This is a genomic window from Nocardioides sp. Z30_9 (assembly GCF_058215735.1).
On the sequence record NZ_JBZAJF010000003.1, the window covers coordinates 312,906 to 329,173 of the forward strand.

The window sequence follows — 16,268 nt, forward strand, 5'->3', positions numbered from 1 at the left end:
GTGCGCGAGATCTGCCTGGTCCGTCTCGACAAGACCCGGCCGGCACTGGTCTTGACCCGCGAAGCGGCAAGGGTCGCGATGACCAAGGTGACGGTCGCTCCGATCACCACCACCATCAAGGGCTTGTCCAGCGAGGTCCTGGTCGGACCCGAGAACGGGCTGGATCACGACTGCGTGGTCGCCCTCGACAATGTCATCACCGTCCCGGTGAACCTGCTCGGTCGCACCGTCGGGTACCTCAGCGCCGAGCAAGAGGCTCAGCTGGCGCACGCCGTGGTCTTGGCCTACGACCTCGAGTTGCCCGTTCTCGAATGACCCGCAGGCGTGCACCGACTGCAGCATGAGATTGCCGCTGCGTCTGATCGGAAGATGTAGGCATGCGAATCCTCCAATGCTGAGATGATCGGCGCTGTGCGCTCGTGGAAGGACATCGATTGGGATCAGCCGCGACCGTCAGTCCAGGAAGTAGTCGACTCGTGGCCGCAAGTGATTTGGGAATCGGTGCCGGTTGATTCCGCGCCCCTAGACGAGTACCTCGGCCACGTCGCAGAGACTCACGTGAATGGCGGGTACCAGCTTGGACGATGGCGCGCCGTTGAGTACGGCGACGCCGCCGCCTGGTTCGCATCGCGCAACCGTCTGGACGAGTACGAGATGCACAGGTTGCTCTTCGACAGTCCGGTCGTCCGCGATGACCTGTCACCGCTAGAGATTCCCGCGAAGCTCGACCGTGTGCCAGGCGCGTTGGAGGAGGTGCCTGGAGGTGCGCTCACCCTGGACGGCATCCTCGCCACGACCATCGTGCACGGTGGTGCCTACGGGGCTTTCGCAGGGCATGGAGCCGAGGCTAAGCGACTGGCAGATGAAGCGGTCGCGGGACTTACGGGCAGAAGGTATGAGGACTTTCGTCTCGACCGGACGAACGAACCCTGGACACCATGGTTCTTCGATGTGGCGTGGGACGAGACGTTTGTCCTCACCGACTATCGAAACGCCGAGATGACCGTCCTCTGCATCACTGACACAGACTGAGACGCTAAGAACGTCCGCATCTCGACAGACCGCGCGGAGCGCTGCATGAGCGGACTCTCGCCCGACGCGGGCGCGGTCTAGGCCTCCGATGGTGGCTCGTTCGCGTCCGTAGTGCCTGGACCGTAGAAAGCCCACAAGGCGGCGCAGAGGGCTGCGGCGGGGGCCGTGAGCATCTGCCCGAGGAAGTCGGACTCGGCCAGGTCAAGCAAGTCGAAGATGCCGCTGACGGATTGCCAACCTGCCCCCAGGGACAGCAGCGCTCCCAGCAACGAGTGGCCCATCCCACGGCCCGAGAGGGCGAGGGCGACGATGATGAGCAAGGAGGGTGCGCCAATCGCGGCCATGAGGAGTTCGCCTCCGAGGCAGCTGGATTGCTGCATGTAGCTCGAGTCGCACTGAGGCCCGGTAAAGAGCTCGTGCATGAGCAGCCAGAACGCTGACACGGAGCAGAGCGTCACCAGCCCGGCGCGCAGGGGTCTACTACGGCTCATCAGTCACGCGTCCTAGTTGGCGACGAGCCAGATCGCCGCACGAGATGTGTCGGAGCGCCGCCCTGTTCGGAGTTCATGACCCCAGGGTCGTCCAGCCGGAAGGCCGCCGCATCCGCACAGGTACTCACCGGTGCCTAGGTGTCTGTGCCTGCCACGCTCATCAGCAGGGTCGCCGCGGATGGCGGCAGATCCGGACGTTGGGGGTGGGTGCTGCGACGTCAGTGAAACTCTTGGAACACAAGAGCAACTGTGCCCGTGGATCGATAGCGCCGCGCTCCCACCGAGCCCCGGCTCCCGTCGGCTCGCGCCAGCAGTTCGCCGATGTGATCTCGGTCCGACGAGATATCCGCCGTTCCAATGCCCGTCGCTTGCACCACAAAGTCTGCGCTCTCCGCAACCATCCGGGCATCCTTCTGGCTGAGCCAGACGTGTTCGAGGTCGAGTTTCGTTCCGTCGAGCAGCACTAGCCTTCCGTCCTGCAAAATCCGAATGACCGCCACCTGTGCACCATAGGACACGCGCTCGCGTATGCGGCCCGCTCGTTGATAGGAGCGCGTCATCACCGGCAGTTGAGGGCGTTCGCGGGGACGGTCAGTCGTCCTTCATCGAGATCGACACAAAACCGTCTGTCCAGTTGTCCTCATCAAGGGTGTACGCGTCAGACATAAAGCAGTCTGGCTCCTCTCGGAAGCCGTCGAGGAGCCGTATCCGTGCGATCGCTTCGTCCACAAGGCGCTTATCGCTGTACACGCCGATGATCTTGATGTCGTCGAACTGCTCGTCGATGAGTAGCTCGCCGCTCGGCTTCCGATGCTCAATCGGCGAGCCATCCAGGTTTCGCGCATGCCTGACGTGCCAGAGAATGTGGACGTCCATGCGGTCATGTTAGAACGTCCGCTCATCGGCAGATCCGGTAAACGCGTGGCGCGCGCGGCGGTCATAGGCCCCTAGTCAGACCCCATTACTGGGAGAGAAGACGAGGACGCAAACAGCTTCTCTCCCTGACGGGTTCTGCTGACCCGGTTCCTGGAGGGCCTCAGGGCAGCGTCTCGCCCCGCGAAGTCATCGGCGCAAACTGGTGCGCAGCACGGGTGCGCGGGCGCAAACCACCGGGCTCAGGCCAAGCCGAGCGCGACCTCCTCGAGCACGTCGAGCGCCTCGTCGAGCAGGTGGTCGGGCATCACCAGCGGGGGCAGGAAGCGGAGCACGTTGCCGTAGGTTCCGCAGGTCAGCGTGAGCACGCCCGCCTGGTGGCAGCCGGCGCTGATCTTCGCGGCGAGGGCAGCGTCCGGCTCGGTGGTCCCCGGCCGGACCAGCTCGATCGCCATCATGGCGCCGCGACCGCGGACGTCGCCGATCGCGGGCACCTTCTCGGCCAGCGCGCGCAGGCGCGTGGTCATCGTGTCCTCGATCCGCCTCGCGGCGGCGGGGAGGTCGAGCTCCTCCATCGTGGCGATCGCTCCCAGGGCCGCGGCGCAGGCGACCGGGTTGCCGCCGTACGTCCCGCCGAGGCCGCCGCCGTGCGGCGCGTCCATGATCTCGGCGCGGCCGACCACAGCGGAGAGCGGCAGCCCGCCGGCCATGCCCTTGGCCACCGTCACCAGGTCGGGTACGACGCCCTCGTGCTCGCAGGCGAACCAGGCGCCCGTGCGGCACATGCCCGACTGGATCTCGTCGGCGACGAACACGACGCCGTTCTCGGTGCACCACTGGGCGATCGCCGGCAGGAAGCCCTCAGCGGGTACGACGAACCCGCCCTCGCCGAGCACCGGCTCGATCACGACGCAGGCCAGGTTGTCCGCACCGACCTGCTTCTCGATGACGTCGATCGCCCGGGCCGCGGCCTGCGCGCCGGTCATCTCGACCGGTTCGCGGAACGGGTAGGAGATCGGCGCGCGGTAGACCTCGCCGGCGAACGGCCCGAACCCGTGCTTGTAGGGCATGTTCTTGGCCGTCATCGCCATCGTCAGGTTGGTGCGGCCGTGGTAGGCGTGGTCGAAGACGACCACCGCGTCCCGGCCGGTGTGGGCCCGGGCGATCTTCACGGCGTTCTCGACCGCCTCGGCCCCTGAGTTGAAGAGCGCGGTCTTCTTGGCGTGGTCGCCGGGCGTGACCCGGGCCAGCGCCTCGCACACCTCGACGTAGCCCTCGTAGGGGGCGACCATGAAGCACGTGTGCGTGAACGCCGCCACCTGCTCGGTGACCCGCCGGACGACCTCGGGGGCGGAGTTGCCCACGCTGGTGACCGCGATGCCGCTGGCGAGGTCGATCAGCGAGTTCCCGTCGACGTCGACCACGACGCCACCGCCGGCGGCCTCGACGTAGACCGGGAGCGTGCTGCCCACACCGGAGGCGACGGCCGCCGTACGCCGCTCGTGGAGCTCTCGCGACCGGGGCCCGGGGATCTCGGTGATCAGGCGCCGCTCCTGCGGCAGCTCGGGGCCGCCGGTGCGCATCCGGTCCTGCCCGTTCCCAGAACGCTCGAGCTTGTCGAGACCTGCAGCGGTTTCAGTCGTCATGTGGCCCTCCGGCAACGAGATCGGCACGAGTGAGTGCGTACGCGACTCAGTATTCGCCGTCCGGGAGCCGCCGACAAGCGACCTACAGGAACGGCCGCAGCGGCTTGAGGATCAGCTCGGTGAACCTGCTGTAGACGTCGCGCGCCTCCCACTCGGTCAGGGTCAGCGGGAGGGCGTTGGTGAGGTCGGTCTCGAAGATCCGCTCCATCTCCGCGGCCAGGGCCTCGTCGATGATCTCCACGTTGACCTCGTAGTTGCCCGTCATGCTCAGCCGGTCGATGTTCGCGGTCCCGATGGTGGTCCAGGTGCCGTCGATCGTGGCCGTCTTCGCGTGCACCATCGCGCCCCGGAAGCGGTAGATGCGGACACCGGCGTCCAGGAGCTGGCGGAAGTAGCCCCGGGAGAGCCAGTCAGCGACGATGTGGTTGGACTTGGCGGGCAGCAGCAGCCGCACGTCGACGCCGCGGCGGGCCGCCATCACCAGGGTGCGCACGAAGTCCTCGTCGGGCAGGAAGTAGGCCACGGTGAGCCACACGTGGTGCTGCGAGCGGTCGATCGCCTCGAGGTACATCGCCCGGATCGGGAACATCCACAGCCGGGGCACGTTGCGGTGCAGGCGGATCTTGGGCTCCCACGAGGGGGCGGGGGGCAGGTCCATCGGGTGCTCGCTGCGGCGGAACCGCTTGTCGCGGTGCAGGTTCCAGAAGTCGGCGAACGCGCGCTTGAGGTCCCACACGGCGGGGCCGGTGATCCGGCAGTGGGTGTCGCGCCACTCCGTGGCGTAGGCCGAGCCGAGGTTGTAGCCGCCCACGAAGGCGACCTCGTCGTCGACCACCAGGATCTTGCGGTGGTCGCGGCCGTAGCGGCTGATGTCGAAGAACCGCCAGCCGGCCGAGTACATCGGGAAGACCAGCACCTTCACGCTGGAGGGGAAGTGCTTGAACGGCGGGCGTACGACGAGGTTGGCGAACTGGTCGTAGATCACGCGGACGTCCACGCCGCGATCGGCCGCGTCGGTGATCGCCTTCTTGAACCGCTGCCCGACGGCGTCGCCCTTCCAGATGTAGGTCTCGAGGAGGACCTGGCGCTGCGCCCCCTCGATGGCGGCGAGCATGTCGTCGTACAGGTCCTGGCCGTAGCTGTAGGTCGTGACCGTGCCCTGGCCGACCGGCACCTCCTGGGCGGTGCGGGTGGGGAACGGCTTGGGCTTCTTGCCGCGTCGCCGGTAGGAGTCGACCAGGCTCATCGCGGTGGCCACCAGCACCGGGATCCCGAAGACCACGAGCATCGTCCGTCTCACGATGCGGAGCGCCGGGTGGTCGAAGTTGACGAGTGGATGACGGGACGACACCCCGCCATCCAACCAGAGTGCCGGGAACGGCCACACGACTCGTTTGTCCCCTGACGTCCCCCCGAGCGGCCCCGGACGCCGCTGCGCTTGTCAGTGGTCCCCCGTAGGCTCGTTTCCATGCGTCCAGTCACCGATCTCGAGCGCCGTGTGGCGCCGTTCGACGTGCAGTCCGACTACGTTCCCTCCGGCGACCAGCCGACCGCGATCGCGGAGATCTCCAAGCGGATCAAGGCAGGGGAGAAGGACGTCGTCCTCCTCGGTGCCACCGGCACCGGCAAGACCGCGACCGTGGCCTGGGTGGCCGAGCAGCTCCAGCGCCCGATCCTGGTGATGCAGCCCAACAAGACTCTCGCGGCCCAGTTCGCCAACGAGCTGCGGATGCTCTTCCCGGACAATGCGGTGGAGTACTTCGTCTCCTACTACGACTACTACCAGCCTGAGGCCTACGTCCCCCAGACCGACACCTACATCGAGAAGGACTCCTCGATCAACGAGGAGGTGGAGCGGCTGCGCCACTCCGCGACCAACTCGCTGCTCACCCGCCGCGACGTCATCGTGGTCTCCACGGTCTCGTGCATCTACGGCCTCGGCACCCCGCAGGAGTACGTCGACCGGATGCTGCGGCTCAAGGTCGGCGAGGAGATGGACCGCGACTCGGTGCTGCGGCGGCTGGTGGAGATCCAGTACGCCCGCAACGACCTCTCCTTCACCCGCGGCACCTTCCGGGTCCGCGGGGACACCCTGGAGATCTTCCCGGTCTACGAGGAGCACGCGGTCCGGGTGGAGTTCTTCGGCGACGAGATCGAGCGGCTGATGACGCTGCACCCGGTCACTGGCGAGGTGATCACCGACGACAAGGAGCTCTACGTCTTCCCGGCGACCCACTACGTCGCAGGCCCGGCGCGGATGGAGCGGGCGATCGCCGGCATCGAGGCCGAGCTCGAGGAGCAGCTCGCGACCTTCGAGAAGCAGGGCAAGCTGCTCGAGGCCCAGCGGCTGCGGATGCGCACCACCTACGACGTGGAGATGATGCGGCAGGTCGGCTCCTGCTCGGGCATCGAGAACTACTCGATGCACATCGACGGCCGCAGCCCCGGCAGCGCCCCCAACTGCCTGCTCGACTACTTCCCCGAGGACTTCGTGCTCGTGGTCGACGAGTCCCACGTCGCCGTCCCGCAGATCGGCGGGATGTACGAGGGCGACATGTCCCGCAAGCGCAACCTGGTCGACCACGGCTTCCGGCTGCCCAGCGCGATGGACAACCGCCCGCTGAAGTGGGAGGAGTTCCTCGACCGCATCGGCCAGACCATCTACCTCTCCGCGACCCCGGGCAAGTACGAGATCAGCAAGGGTGGGGGCATCGACAACGTCGTCGAGCAGATCATCCGGCCGACCGGGCTGATCGACCCCGAGGTCGTGGTCAGGTCGACCAAGGGCCAGATCGACGACCTGATGCACGAGATCGGGCTGCGCGTGGAGCGCAACGAGCGGGTGCTGGTGACCACGCTGACCAAGAAGATGTCCGAGGACCTCACCGACTACCTGCTCGAGAACGGCGTCCGCACCCGTTACCTCCACTCCGAGGTGGACACCTTGAAACGGATCGAGCTCTTGCGCGATCTGCGCCTGGGGGAGTACGACGTACTGGTGGGTATCAACCTGCTCCGCGAAGGCCTCGATCTCCCCGAGGTCTCCTTGGTGGCGATCCTCGACGCGGACAAGGAAGGGTTCCTGCGCTCGGACAAGTCCTTGATCCAGACGATCGGGCGTGCGGCCCGCAACGTCTCGGGCCAAGTGGTGATGTACGCCGACCGGATGACGCCCTCGATGGAGATGGCGATCGACGAGACCAACCGCCGTCGCGAGAAGCAGGTCGCCTACAACAAGTTTCACGGCGTCGACCCGCAGCCGCTGCGCAAGAAGATCGCCGACATCACCGACATGCTGGCGCGTGACGACGAGGACACCGAGGCACTGCTCCAGACCTGGCAGGGGACCGGTGCGCGTGGGGACAAGAGCAAGAAGGCGCCGGTGCCGGGCCTCTCGAAGATGCACGAGCGGCTGCCGGACACGGCCGGCATCCCCTCCAGCGACCTGGCCGAGCTCGTCCAGCAGCTCTCCACCCAGATGCACAACGCAGCCGCAGAGCTGCAGTTCGAGGTGGCGGCGCGGCTGCGTGACGAGATCTCCGACCTGAAGAAGGAGCTGCGCCAGATGATGGAAGCGACCAAGTGAGCACCAGATGAGCGAACCGCCGCAGTGAACGAGGACCTCGCTGCCGAGATAGCGGACGTGCTGCTGACCCCGGTGCGCCTGCGCACCGGCTACGAGATGCCCGAGGTCGACGACTTCCTCGACCGCCTCGCCGTCGCCGTCACCGAGGGCGGCTCGGTCCGGACGCTGGTCGACGCGGCGAGGTTCACCCCGACCCGCATCCGGGAGGGGTACTCCGTCACCGAGGTCGAGCAGCTGCTCGACCGGATCGCGAGCGAGGTCGACCGCCGCATCATCGCGGAGGACCCACGGGCCGAGCAGTAGTGAGGCCTTGGCCGCAGCTGAGCGAGAGAGCTGTTGCTCGCGTAGATTGGTGCCAGTGACAACCTTCTCTCGGTCTCGGTCTCGGTCTCGGGCCGGATCCGGCGTCCGGCCCTCCTCCCGACCCTCTTTTCGGCCCTCTTTTCGGGGAGCCTGGACGGTGTGGGCCGTCGGGCTGATGGTCTACGTCCTGGCCGTGTTCCACCGCTCCTCCCTGGGCGTCGCCGGGCTGGTCGCTGCGGAGCGGTTCGACATCTCCGCAACCCAGCTGGCCAGTTTCACCATGCTGCAGCTCCTCGTGTACGCCGGGATGCAGATCCCCGTCGGCCTGCTGGTCGACCGGTTCGGCTCGCGCAGCGTGATGCTCGTCGGACTGGTGCTGATGACGTTGGGCCAGGTCGGCTTCGCCTTCGCGCAGAGCTACGCCCTGGCGCTGGGGGCGCGGGCGCTCGTCGGGGTGGGGGACGCGATGACGTTCATCTGCGTCCTGCGCCTGGTCAGCTCGTGGTTCCCGGTGCGGCGGATCCCGCTGATCACCCAGCTGACCGGCATTGCGGGGCAGTTCGGCGCCATCGCCGCCGCGGTGCCGATGACCCTGGCGCTGACCCGCCTCGGGTGGACGGGCTCCTACCTCGGCGCGGCCTGCGTCGGGGTCGTCCTGTTCGTGCTGGTGGTCCTGGTCCTCCACGACGCGCCGGAGGGCCGCAACCTGCGTGGCCCTCGGCTGTCCCCCCGGACCATCGGCGTCAGCCTCGCCGAGTCGTGGGCCCAGCCGGGCACGCGCCTGGGGTTCTGGATGCACTTCAGCACCCAGTTCAGCGCGACCGCACTGACCCTGCTGTGGGGGTACCCGTTCTTCGTGCTCGGTGAGGGCCGCTCGCCCTCGACGGCCGGGATCCTGCTCACCCTGATCGTCCTCTCCCACGCGATCTGCGGCCCCGGCCTGGGCTGGCTCGTCGGCGCGCACCCCTGGCACCGCTCCACGATGGTGCTCTCGGTCGTGGGCGCGATCGTCGCGGTGTGGACGGTCGTGCTGGTGTGGCCGGGTGACGCGCCGCTGGGAGTGCTGGTGGTGCTGGCGGTCGTGGTGGGGCTGGGTGGACCGGCATCGGTGATCGGCTTCGACCTCGGTCGCACCTCCAACCCCTCGCGCCGCCTGGCCAGCGCGACCGGGATCATCAACCAGGGGGGCTTCTACGCCTCGTTGTGCCTCGTGGTCGCGATCGGGCTGGTGCTGGACTGGCGCACCCCGGGGACCGGTTCGGACTACCCGCCGGAGGCCTTCCGGTGGGCGATGAGCGTTCAGTACGTCCTGTGGGGGATCGGCCTGGTGCAGATCGTGCGCTACCGGCGACGGACACGCGCCCTGATCATCGAGCAGGGCGGGTTCGACCACCCCGACGAGCTCGTCCACGCCCTGGAGGAGGCGCCGGACCCGTCGTCAGACGGGCCTCAGCGGCGCTTGTTGTAGACGGTCATCCCGACCAGTCGCGAGATCACCATCGCGACGTACAGCACCCCGGCGACCTGCTCGATCATCACCACCGACCGGGCATGGCTGCCCGTCGGCAGGATGTCGGAGAGCCCGACACTGGTCAGGTTGGTGAACGAGAAGAACAGCAGGTCGAAGAAGCGGCCCGACCCGTTGCTCAGCGGGTCGATCGAGCCTGGCCAGATGATCTCGACGGCCACGTAGAGGAACGCGAAGCTCCACGCGAGCACCGTGAAGGCGGCCCCGATCGCGTAGAGCTCGTCGGTGGTCACCTTCTCGTCGTGGAAGACGTAGCGGATCGTGCCGTAGAAGACGTAGAGGTAGAACGGTGCGTGCAGCAGGGCGCTGGCGAGCACCACCCACGTCTCCCCGGGCATGAACGCCTCCAGCACGGTCATCAGCAGCGCCGGTACGCCGAGCCCGACCGCGATGTAGGTCAGCGCCGGGGTGCTGCGGACCACCCACAGGGCCAGGCCGACCGCCACCATGGAGATCACTCCCAGCACCGCTGACCCGGCCCGTGAGGTGTCCAGGAAGGGGTAGGCGAGCACCGCCAGCAGCTGCGCGAGGAGCAGCAGGGCAGAGGGGTGGTTGAGCCCTCCTGGCCACTTCTTGATCATTCGAGCCGATTCCTCCACTCACGGAGTCTAGGGCCGTAACTTGTGATCGCGGCCACATCCATGACCTTCCGGACGCTGGCTCGTTCATACGTCCACAAGCACGTGTGCCTTGTTGCACGAAACGAGAACAAGTTCTAGGTTTGCGGCGGTCACGGGGGTGGCCTGCCGGCGAGATCGCGACCGGGATTCAGGGGCTAGGGAGGGTTCGATGGGCTTCACTGCTGCGTCCGTCGTCCGCGGACCCGGAGAAGTCGCCGCGATGGTCGTCGACGTGACCAAGGCCGTGTTCACCACGAAGTTCCAGACCCGTGAGTTCATCGACCAGGCCTGGTTCATCTGCAGCGTCACGCTGCTGCCGACGATCCTGGTATCGATCCCCTTCGGTGCGGTGATCTCCCTCCAGGTGGGCAACCTGACCGGACAACTGGGCGCGCAGTCGTTCGCGGGCGCCAGCGCCGTGCTCGCGGTGGTCCGCGAGGCCGCTCCGATCGCGGCCGCCATGATCATCGCCGGCGCGGCCGGGTCCGCGATCTGCTCCGACATGGGAGCTCGCAAGATCCGCGAGGAGATCGACGCCATGGAGGTGCTCGGGATCGACCCGATCGAGCGTCTCGTGGTGCCACGCGTGCTGGCGACGGTCTTCGTCGCCCTCGGGATCAACGGACTCGTGATCGCCGCCGGCATCGGTGGCGGCTACTTCTTCACCGTGATCATCCAGGGCGGCAACGCGGGCGCGTTCCTGTCCAGCTTCACCGCCCTCGCGAGCCTGCCCGACCTCTACGTCTCGATGGTCAAGGCGGTGATGTTCGGCTACATGGCCGCGATCGTCGGGGCCTACAAGGGGCTCAAGGCCGGCGGTGGCCCGAGCGGCGTGGGCCGTGCCGTCAACGAGGCGGTCATCATCGCGTTCATGGTCCTGTTCGCGCTGAACTCGATCATCACGGCGATCTACTTCCAGGTCGTTCCCCAGGACGGGCTGTAGCCATGGCGACCGTCACCGACATCGGCAAGGAGCTCCTGCGGGAGCGGCGCCTGGGCATCGAGCAGCGCGGCGACCAGCTGCTGTTCTACATCAAGGCGCTCGCGTGGACCCCGGTCGCGATCAAGCGCTACCGCAAGGAGATCCTCGCCATCCTCGCGGAGGTCTCCTTCGGCGTCGGCGGGCTCTCGATCATCGCGGGGACCGTGGGCGTGATCGCGTTCATGGCGTTCTTCGCCGGCACCGAGGTCGGCATCCAGGGCTACGCCTCGCTGAGCCAGATCGGCGTCGCCAAGTTCACGGCGTTCATCTCGGCGTACTTCAACACCCGCGAGGTGGCCCCGCTGGTGAGCGCGATCGCCCTCGCCGCGACCGTGGGCTGCGGCTACACCGCCCGGCTGGGCGCCATGCGGATCTCCGAGGAGATCGACGCGCTCGAGGTGATGGCGGTCCCGGCGCTGCCCTTCCTGGTCACGACCCGGATCATCGCCGCCTTCATCGCGGTGATCCCGCTCTACATCGTCGCGCTGGCCGCCTCCTACCTGTCCCCACGCCTGATCACCACGTTGATCTACGGGCAGTCGGCCGGCACCTACGACCACTACTTCCTGCAGTTCCTGCCACCCATCGACATGTTGTGGTCGTTCTTCAAGCTGCTCTTCCTCGCGGTCGCGGTGATCCTGATCCACTGCTACTACGGGTTCACCGCCTCCGGCGGCCCGGCCGGCGTCGGTACGGCGGTCGGCAACGCGATCAGGACCTCGATCGTGACGATCGTGGTCGCCGACTTCTTCCTCAGCTTCGCGATCTGGGGCTCCACCACCACCGTGCGGATCACCGGATGAGCGCCGCGGGGGTGATCTCGTGCTGGTGAACGTCATCCACGACACCAAGGCCGAGCATCGGCGGCTGGTGCTCGCGGGCATCGTCTTCATCGCCGTGATGGCGCTGCTCGTCGGGCTCTCGATCGGCGTGTTCAACAAGACGTTCACCACGGTGACGATGGTGACCGTCAAGGCGGACCGCGCCGGGCTGCAGCTGGCGAAGTACGGCGACGTGCGGATCCACGGGGCCCTGGTCGGACAGGTGCGAGGAATCAGCCAGGACGGCAACGAGGCCGAGATCAAGATCGGGCTGCGGCCGTCCGCCGCCAAGAGCATCCCGGAGAACATCAGCGTCGAGATCCTGCCCACGACCCTGTTCGGGCAGAAGTTCATCTCGCTGATCCCGCCCGAGGAGCCCTCGGAGAAGATGGTGAGCGACGGCGACGTGATCCCCTCCTCCCGGGTGCGGACCAACTCCGAGCTGCAGACGATCCTCGCCGACCTGTTCCCGCTTCTGCGCTCGATCCGCCCCGCGGACCTGAGCACCACCCTCACGGCACTGGCCAACGCCCTCCGGGGCCGGGGAGACCAGCTGGGCGCGACCATGGTGAAGCTGGACTCCTACCTCACCGACGTCAACGTCCACCTGCCGACGCTGCGCAAGGACCTCGTCCTGCTCGCCGATGTCAGCCAGAGCTACGCCATCGCGGCCCCGGACCTCGTCCGGCTGCTGCGCAACGCGACCACCACTGCCCGGACGGTCTCCTCGATCGAGCCCCAGATCCAGGGATTCTTCGAAGGCGTGACCGGGCTGGGCGCGACCTCCACCCGCGTGCTGAAGACCAACGAGAAGGCGATCGTGCGGGAGGCCGCGCTGGCCCGGCCGCTGATGAAGCTGCTCGACACCTACTCCCCGGAGTTCCCGTGCCTGCTCAACGGCGCAGCCGGTTACACCGAACGCCTCAACGAGATCTTCGAGAGCGGCCGGGTCGCCCAGACGATGAGCCTCGCAGCCACGCAGAAGCGCGCCTACACGCCTGAGGACCGCCCGGAGTACGGCGAGATGGGCACCGGCCCTCGGTGCCTGGGCCTGCCCAACCCGCCGGTGCCGATCGCACCGCTGGACCTCAAGGACGGCTCCGACGTGAACAAGATCGAGGGGGACTGATGGCTGCCTCGCGCAACACCGCCACGATCCTGTCCGCCTTCAAGCTCGGTGTCTTCGTGCTCGCCTCGGTGATCGTGACGGGCACGCTCTTCGCGATCATGGGCTCCTTCGGTTTCGGCTCCCAGTCGGAGTACAAGGCGATCTTCACCTCGGCCAGCATGATCAAGAAGGGCGACGACGTCCGGGTCGCCGGCGTCTCGGTCGGCGAGGTCAAGGGTGTCGAGATCAAGAACCGCAACACCGCCGAGATCACGTTCAAGGTCGCCTCCGACGTGCCGATGACCCAGGCGACCCGCGTCGACATCCGGTTCCTGAACCTGGTGGGCAAGCGCTACGTGGCGCTGGTCGAGGGCAAGCAGGGTGCCGCGAAGCTCCCCGAGGGCGGCACGATCCCGCTCTCCCGCACCCGGCCCGCACTGAACCTGACCGAGCTGTTCAACGGCTTCCAGCCGCTCTTCCAGGCCCTCCAGCCGGCCGAGATCAACGACCTCTCGATGAACCTGATCCGGGTGCTGCAGGGGGAGGGGGGCACGATCGGCTCGCTGATGAGCCACGCGGCCTCGTTGACCAACGACCTCGCCGACCGCGACCAGCTGATCGGCAACGTCATCGACAACCTGTCCGCGATGCTGGAGACCGTCGATGACCGCCACGACCAGCTGAACACGCTGGTCGTGGAGCTGCGCACCTGGATGGCCAAGCTGTCCGGGGACCGCAAGGCCATCGGCGACTCGGTCTCCAACCTCTCCACCCTCACCGCGAGCCTGGCCGACCTGCTCACCCAGAGCCGGCCGTACCTCAAGAGCGACATCGCCCAGCTGCGCAAGGTGATGAGGACCCTGAACAAGCCCGACAACCAGGCAGTGCTCGACGAGGTGCTGACCCGGCTGCCGGTGATGCTGGAGCGCCAGACCCGTACCGGCACCTACGGCTCCTGGTACAACTACTACCTCTGCGACCTGTCCGGCTCGATCCTGCTGCCGAAGTTCGGGCCGGCGATCGACAAGCTGCTGGAGCCGATCCAGAAGGCGCTGACCGGCATCTCCTTCTACAGCCCGCACCCGAGGTGCAGCGACTGATGGCCCGCCGTAGTGATGCCAAGATCCTCAGGCTGGGTGCGATCAGCATGGTCGTGCTCTTCGTGACCATGGCTGCCGCGTTCAACCTGCAGAAGTTCCCCGGGTTCGCAGGGGTCGACTACCACGTGCAGCTCAAGGACGCGAGCGGGCTGCGCAAGGGCAACATGGTGCAGGTGGCCGGGGTCAAGGTCGGCCGGGTCAACGCCCTGCACATCTCCGAGGACCGGGTGACCGTGGACTTCGACGTCAAGGGCGCCACCCTCGGCAAGAAGACCCGGGCCGCCGTGGAGGTGCTCAACCTCCTCGGGGAGAAGTATCTCGAGGTCACGCCGGTCGGCTCCGGGGAGATGCGCGCGGGGGAGACGATCCCGACCTCACGGACCGACTCCAGCTACGACATCGTCTCCACCCTGTCCGAGCTGACCACCCGCACCGAGGACATCGACACCGCCCAGCTCTCCACCGCGCTGAGCACCATCGGCGACACCCTCAACGCCGCGAGCCCGCACATCCAGTCGACGTTCACCGGCCTCTCACGCATCTCCCAGGCGATCGCGAGCCGCGACGAGGCCATCGAGCAGCTCCTGACGCGCGCTGACCGCGTCACCAAGCTGCTCGCGGAGCGCCGCGGCGACCTGGTCACGTTGATGAAGGAGGGCGACCTCGTCTTCAAGGAGCTGATCTCCCGGCGCGACGCCATCCGCAGCCTGCTGGTCAACGCCAGGCAGCTCGCGGTGACGCTGCGCGGGGTCGCCACCGACAACCAGGCCCAGATCAACTCGGCCCTGACCGAGGTGAACACCGCGATGAAGTTCCTGCAGGAGCGCAGGAAGCAGCTCGACGAGACCATCAAGAACCTCGGTCCCTACGCCTCGATCCTGATCAACATCGTCGGCACCGGCCCCTGGTTCGATGCCTACGTGCCCAACTTCGCCGGTCTCGCAGCCGGCGAGTTCACGCTGGGGAAGCGGCCGAAATGACCTCGATCATGAACCGTCTCGGCTCCCGCTCCGTGGCCATCGCTGCCGTGGTCGTCCTGGTCGCGGTCACCTTCCTCGTCCTGCCGGGTGGCTCGGAGCCGCGGAAGGTAAGCGCCTACTTCGACCGCACCGTGAGCATCTACAAGGGCTCCGAGCTCCGCGTGATGGGCGTGCGGATCGGCACCGTCACAGCCGTGGTCCCCGAGGGCGACCGGGTCCGGGTCGCGATGGAGTACGACGACGAGTACAAGCTGCCGGCCGACGCCAAGGCAGCGATCATCACCCCCACGCTGACCGCCGACCGGTTCGTGCAGATCGCCCCGGCGTACTCCGGCGGCCCGGTGCTGCAGGACGACGCCAAGATCGCCCTCGAGGAGACGGGGACGCCGGTCGAGCTCGACCAGATCTACCAGAGCCTCTCGGACCTCACCCAGGCGCTCGGGCCCAACGGGGCCAACAAGAACGGTGCGCTCGACGACCTGCTCACCGCCGGCAGCAAGGCACTGAAGGGCAACGGCACGCTGGGCAACGAGACGCTGCTCAACCTCTCGGCGGCCGTCCAGACCTTCGGGGACAACTCCGGGCCGCTGTTCGACTCGGTCAAGAACATGTCGCAGTTCACCAACACCCTCGCGGCCAACGACCGGTTCGTCGATGCCTTCATGGGGGACCTGACGTCGGTCTCGAGCCAGCTCGCCGACGAGCAGGGCAACCTGCGCGAGGCGCTGGCCGCGCTCTCGCGCGCCGTGGGCATCGTGAGGACCTTCGTCCGTGACAACAAGACCCTGCTGCAGAAGGACATCGAGCAGCTGACCGACATCGTGGGGGTCCTCGCCAAGCAGAAGGAATCCCTGAACACCGCCGCGGGGCTGAGCGCCCTCGGACTGGGCAACCTCGCACTCGGCTGGGACTCCAAGTCGGGCACCCAGGGGTCGCGGGTGCAGTTCGGGCCCACGGTCGCCAGCCTCGACAACGTGATCTGCGACCTGGTGAAGACCTCGGCGCTGACCAAGGTGCTCACTGCGGACCAGGCCGAGCTCGGCTGCGACCTGCTCAAGACGATCCTCAAGCCGGCTCTCGACCAGATCGGCAACAACCCGGCGGACTTCCAGCCGCCCCAGCTCAAGCTCGGGGGCACCGCCCCGGTGACCTCGCTCGAAGGTCTCCTCGGCGCGTTGAAGGCAGGGAACCGATGAGG

17 protein-coding genes are annotated in these 16,268 nt (G+C 67.3%); 11 read left to right on the top strand and 6 right to left on the bottom strand.

Features of this window, described 5'->3' with window-relative positions:
* Complete coding sequence (locus tag AC4BGB_RS20030) at positions 1-315, top strand: type II toxin-antitoxin system PemK/MazF family toxin (protein WP_490548755.1); 315 nt, start codon at positions 1-3, stop codon at positions 313-315.
* An 84-nt stretch (positions 316-399) separates the two neighbouring features.
* A complete protein-coding gene (locus AC4BGB_RS20035) occupies positions 400-1,032 on the top strand; it encodes a hypothetical protein (RefSeq protein WP_490548756.1) in 633 nt (210 codons plus the stop codon).
* A gap of 77 nt (positions 1,033-1,109) precedes the next feature.
* Here the strand turns inward: AC4BGB_RS20035 and AC4BGB_RS20040 are convergent, their stop codons facing one another.
* From AC4BGB_RS20040 to AC4BGB_RS20060, 5 genes are all read right to left on the bottom strand, one after another.
* Complete coding sequence (locus AC4BGB_RS20040; RefSeq protein WP_490548757.1) at positions 1,110-1,475, bottom strand: hypothetical protein; 366 nt, start codon at positions 1,473-1,475, stop codon at positions 1,110-1,112.
* Between the two features lie 266 nt (positions 1,476-1,741).
* Entirely contained in the window at positions 1,742-2,083 is a 342-nt protein-coding gene (locus tag AC4BGB_RS20045) for a hypothetical protein (RefSeq protein WP_490548758.1), read from the bottom strand.
* Between the two features lie 31 nt (positions 2,084-2,114).
* A complete protein-coding gene (locus AC4BGB_RS20050) occupies positions 2,115-2,399 on the bottom strand; it encodes a hypothetical protein (RefSeq protein ID WP_490548759.1) in 285 nt (94 codons plus the stop codon).
* 239 nt (positions 2,400-2,638) lie between these two features.
* Positions 2,639-3,979, bottom strand: a complete 1,341-nt coding sequence (gene gabT, locus AC4BGB_RS20055; RefSeq protein WP_490548900.1) for a 4-aminobutyrate--2-oxoglutarate transaminase — start codon at positions 3,977-3,979, stop codon at positions 2,639-2,641.
* A 145-nt stretch (positions 3,980-4,124) separates the two neighbouring features.
* Positions 4,125-5,330: a phospholipase D-like domain-containing protein gene (locus AC4BGB_RS20060; RefSeq protein WP_490548901.1), complete on the bottom strand. Its 1,206-nt coding sequence runs from the start codon at positions 5,328-5,330 to the stop codon at positions 4,125-4,127.
* 180 nt (positions 5,331-5,510) lie between these two features.
* On the opposite strand from AC4BGB_RS20060, the gene uvrB reads away from it, so the two are divergent.
* The 3 genes from uvrB to AC4BGB_RS20075 all read left to right on the top strand — a co-directional run bounded on the left by uvrB (position 5,511) and on the right by AC4BGB_RS20075 (position 9,399).
* Positions 5,511-7,628 carry an excinuclease ABC subunit UvrB gene (gene uvrB, locus AC4BGB_RS20065; protein ID WP_490548760.1) on the top strand — a complete coding sequence of 706 codons (2,118 nt, stop codon included), beginning with the start codon at positions 5,511-5,513 and terminating at the stop codon, positions 7,626-7,628.
* A gap of 24 nt (positions 7,629-7,652) precedes the next feature.
* Complete coding sequence (locus AC4BGB_RS20070) at positions 7,653-7,931, top strand: DivIVA domain-containing protein (RefSeq protein WP_490548761.1); 279 nt, start codon at positions 7,653-7,655, stop codon at positions 7,929-7,931.
* A 157-nt stretch (positions 7,932-8,088) separates the two neighbouring features.
* Positions 8,089-9,399, top strand: coding sequence for an MFS transporter (locus AC4BGB_RS20075; protein ID WP_490548762.1), 1,311 nt, complete (start codon positions 8,089-8,091; stop codon positions 9,397-9,399).
* Here AC4BGB_RS20075 and AC4BGB_RS20080 read toward each other — a convergent pair.
* Positions 9,381-10,058, bottom strand: a complete 678-nt coding sequence (locus AC4BGB_RS20080) for an ion channel (RefSeq protein WP_490548763.1) — start codon at positions 10,056-10,058, stop codon at positions 9,381-9,383. The genes AC4BGB_RS20075 and AC4BGB_RS20080 overlap by 19 nt on opposite strands.
* 190 nt (positions 10,059-10,248) lie before the next feature.
* Here AC4BGB_RS20080 and AC4BGB_RS20085 point away from each other — a divergent pair, with 190 nt between their 5' ends.
* From AC4BGB_RS20085 to AC4BGB_RS20110, 6 genes are read left to right on the top strand one after another with little or no spacing between them, the layout of a single operon-like run.
* Positions 10,249-11,022, top strand: coding sequence for an MlaE family ABC transporter permease (locus AC4BGB_RS20085; protein ID WP_490548764.1), 774 nt, complete (start codon positions 10,249-10,251; stop codon positions 11,020-11,022).
* 2 nt (positions 11,023-11,024) lie between these two features.
* On the top strand, positions 11,025-11,864 hold the full coding sequence (locus AC4BGB_RS20090; RefSeq protein WP_490548765.1) for an ABC transporter permease: 840 nt from the start codon (positions 11,025-11,027) through the stop codon (positions 11,862-11,864).
* A gap of 19 nt (positions 11,865-11,883) precedes the next feature.
* A complete protein-coding gene (locus AC4BGB_RS20095; protein WP_490548766.1) occupies positions 11,884-13,011 on the top strand; it encodes an MCE family protein in 1,128 nt (375 codons plus the stop codon).
* Positions 13,011-14,090 carry an MCE family protein gene (locus tag AC4BGB_RS20100; RefSeq protein WP_490548767.1) on the top strand — a complete coding sequence of 360 codons (1,080 nt, stop codon included), beginning with the start codon at positions 13,011-13,013 and terminating at the stop codon, positions 14,088-14,090. Before AC4BGB_RS20095 ends, AC4BGB_RS20100 begins: the two co-directional genes overlap by 1 nt.
* Positions 14,090-15,070, top strand: a complete 981-nt coding sequence (locus AC4BGB_RS20105; protein WP_490548768.1) for an MCE family protein — start codon at positions 14,090-14,092, stop codon at positions 15,068-15,070. Before AC4BGB_RS20100 ends, AC4BGB_RS20105 begins: the two co-directional genes overlap by 1 nt.
* Positions 15,067-16,266, top strand: coding sequence for an MCE family protein (locus tag AC4BGB_RS20110; protein WP_490548769.1), 1,200 nt, complete (start codon positions 15,067-15,069; stop codon positions 16,264-16,266). The genes AC4BGB_RS20105 and AC4BGB_RS20110 overlap by 4 nt, the downstream gene beginning before the upstream one ends.
* The last annotated feature ends 2 nt before the right edge of the window (positions 16,267-16,268 follow it).

Excerpts from the sequence above, each read along its gene's own strand:
- AC4BGB_RS20035 (WP_490548756.1), top strand. The coding sequence starts at position 400 with ATGATCGGCGCTGTGCGCTCGTGGAAGGACATCGATTGGGATCAGCCG.
- AC4BGB_RS20045 (WP_490548758.1), bottom strand. The coding sequence starts at position 2,083 with ATGACGCGCTCCTATCAACGAGCGGGCCGCATACGCGAGCGCGTGTCC.
- AC4BGB_RS20050 (WP_490548759.1), bottom strand. The coding sequence starts at position 2,399 with ATGGACGTCCACATTCTCTGGCACGTCAGGCATGCGCGAAACCTGGAT.
- gabT (WP_490548900.1), bottom strand. The coding sequence starts at position 3,979 with ATGCGCACCGGCGGCCCCGAGCTGCCGCAGGAGCGGCGCCTGATCACC.
- AC4BGB_RS20060 (WP_490548901.1), bottom strand. The coding sequence starts at position 5,330 with ATGCTCGTGGTCTTCGGGATCCCGGTGCTGGTGGCCACCGCGATGAGC.
- uvrB (WP_490548760.1), top strand. The coding sequence starts at position 5,511 with ATGCGTCCAGTCACCGATCTCGAGCGCCGTGTGGCGCCGTTCGACGTG.
- AC4BGB_RS20085 (WP_490548764.1), top strand. The coding sequence starts at position 10,249 with ATGGGCTTCACTGCTGCGTCCGTCGTCCGCGGACCCGGAGAAGTCGCC.
- AC4BGB_RS20090 (WP_490548765.1), top strand. The coding sequence starts at position 11,025 with ATGGCGACCGTCACCGACATCGGCAAGGAGCTCCTGCGGGAGCGGCGC.
- AC4BGB_RS20100 (WP_490548767.1), top strand. The coding sequence starts at position 13,011 with ATGGCTGCCTCGCGCAACACCGCCACGATCCTGTCCGCCTTCAAGCTC.
- AC4BGB_RS20105 (WP_490548768.1), top strand. The coding sequence starts at position 14,090 with ATGGCCCGCCGTAGTGATGCCAAGATCCTCAGGCTGGGTGCGATCAGC.
- AC4BGB_RS20110 (WP_490548769.1), top strand. The coding sequence starts at position 15,067 with ATGACCTCGATCATGAACCGTCTCGGCTCCCGCTCCGTGGCCATCGCT.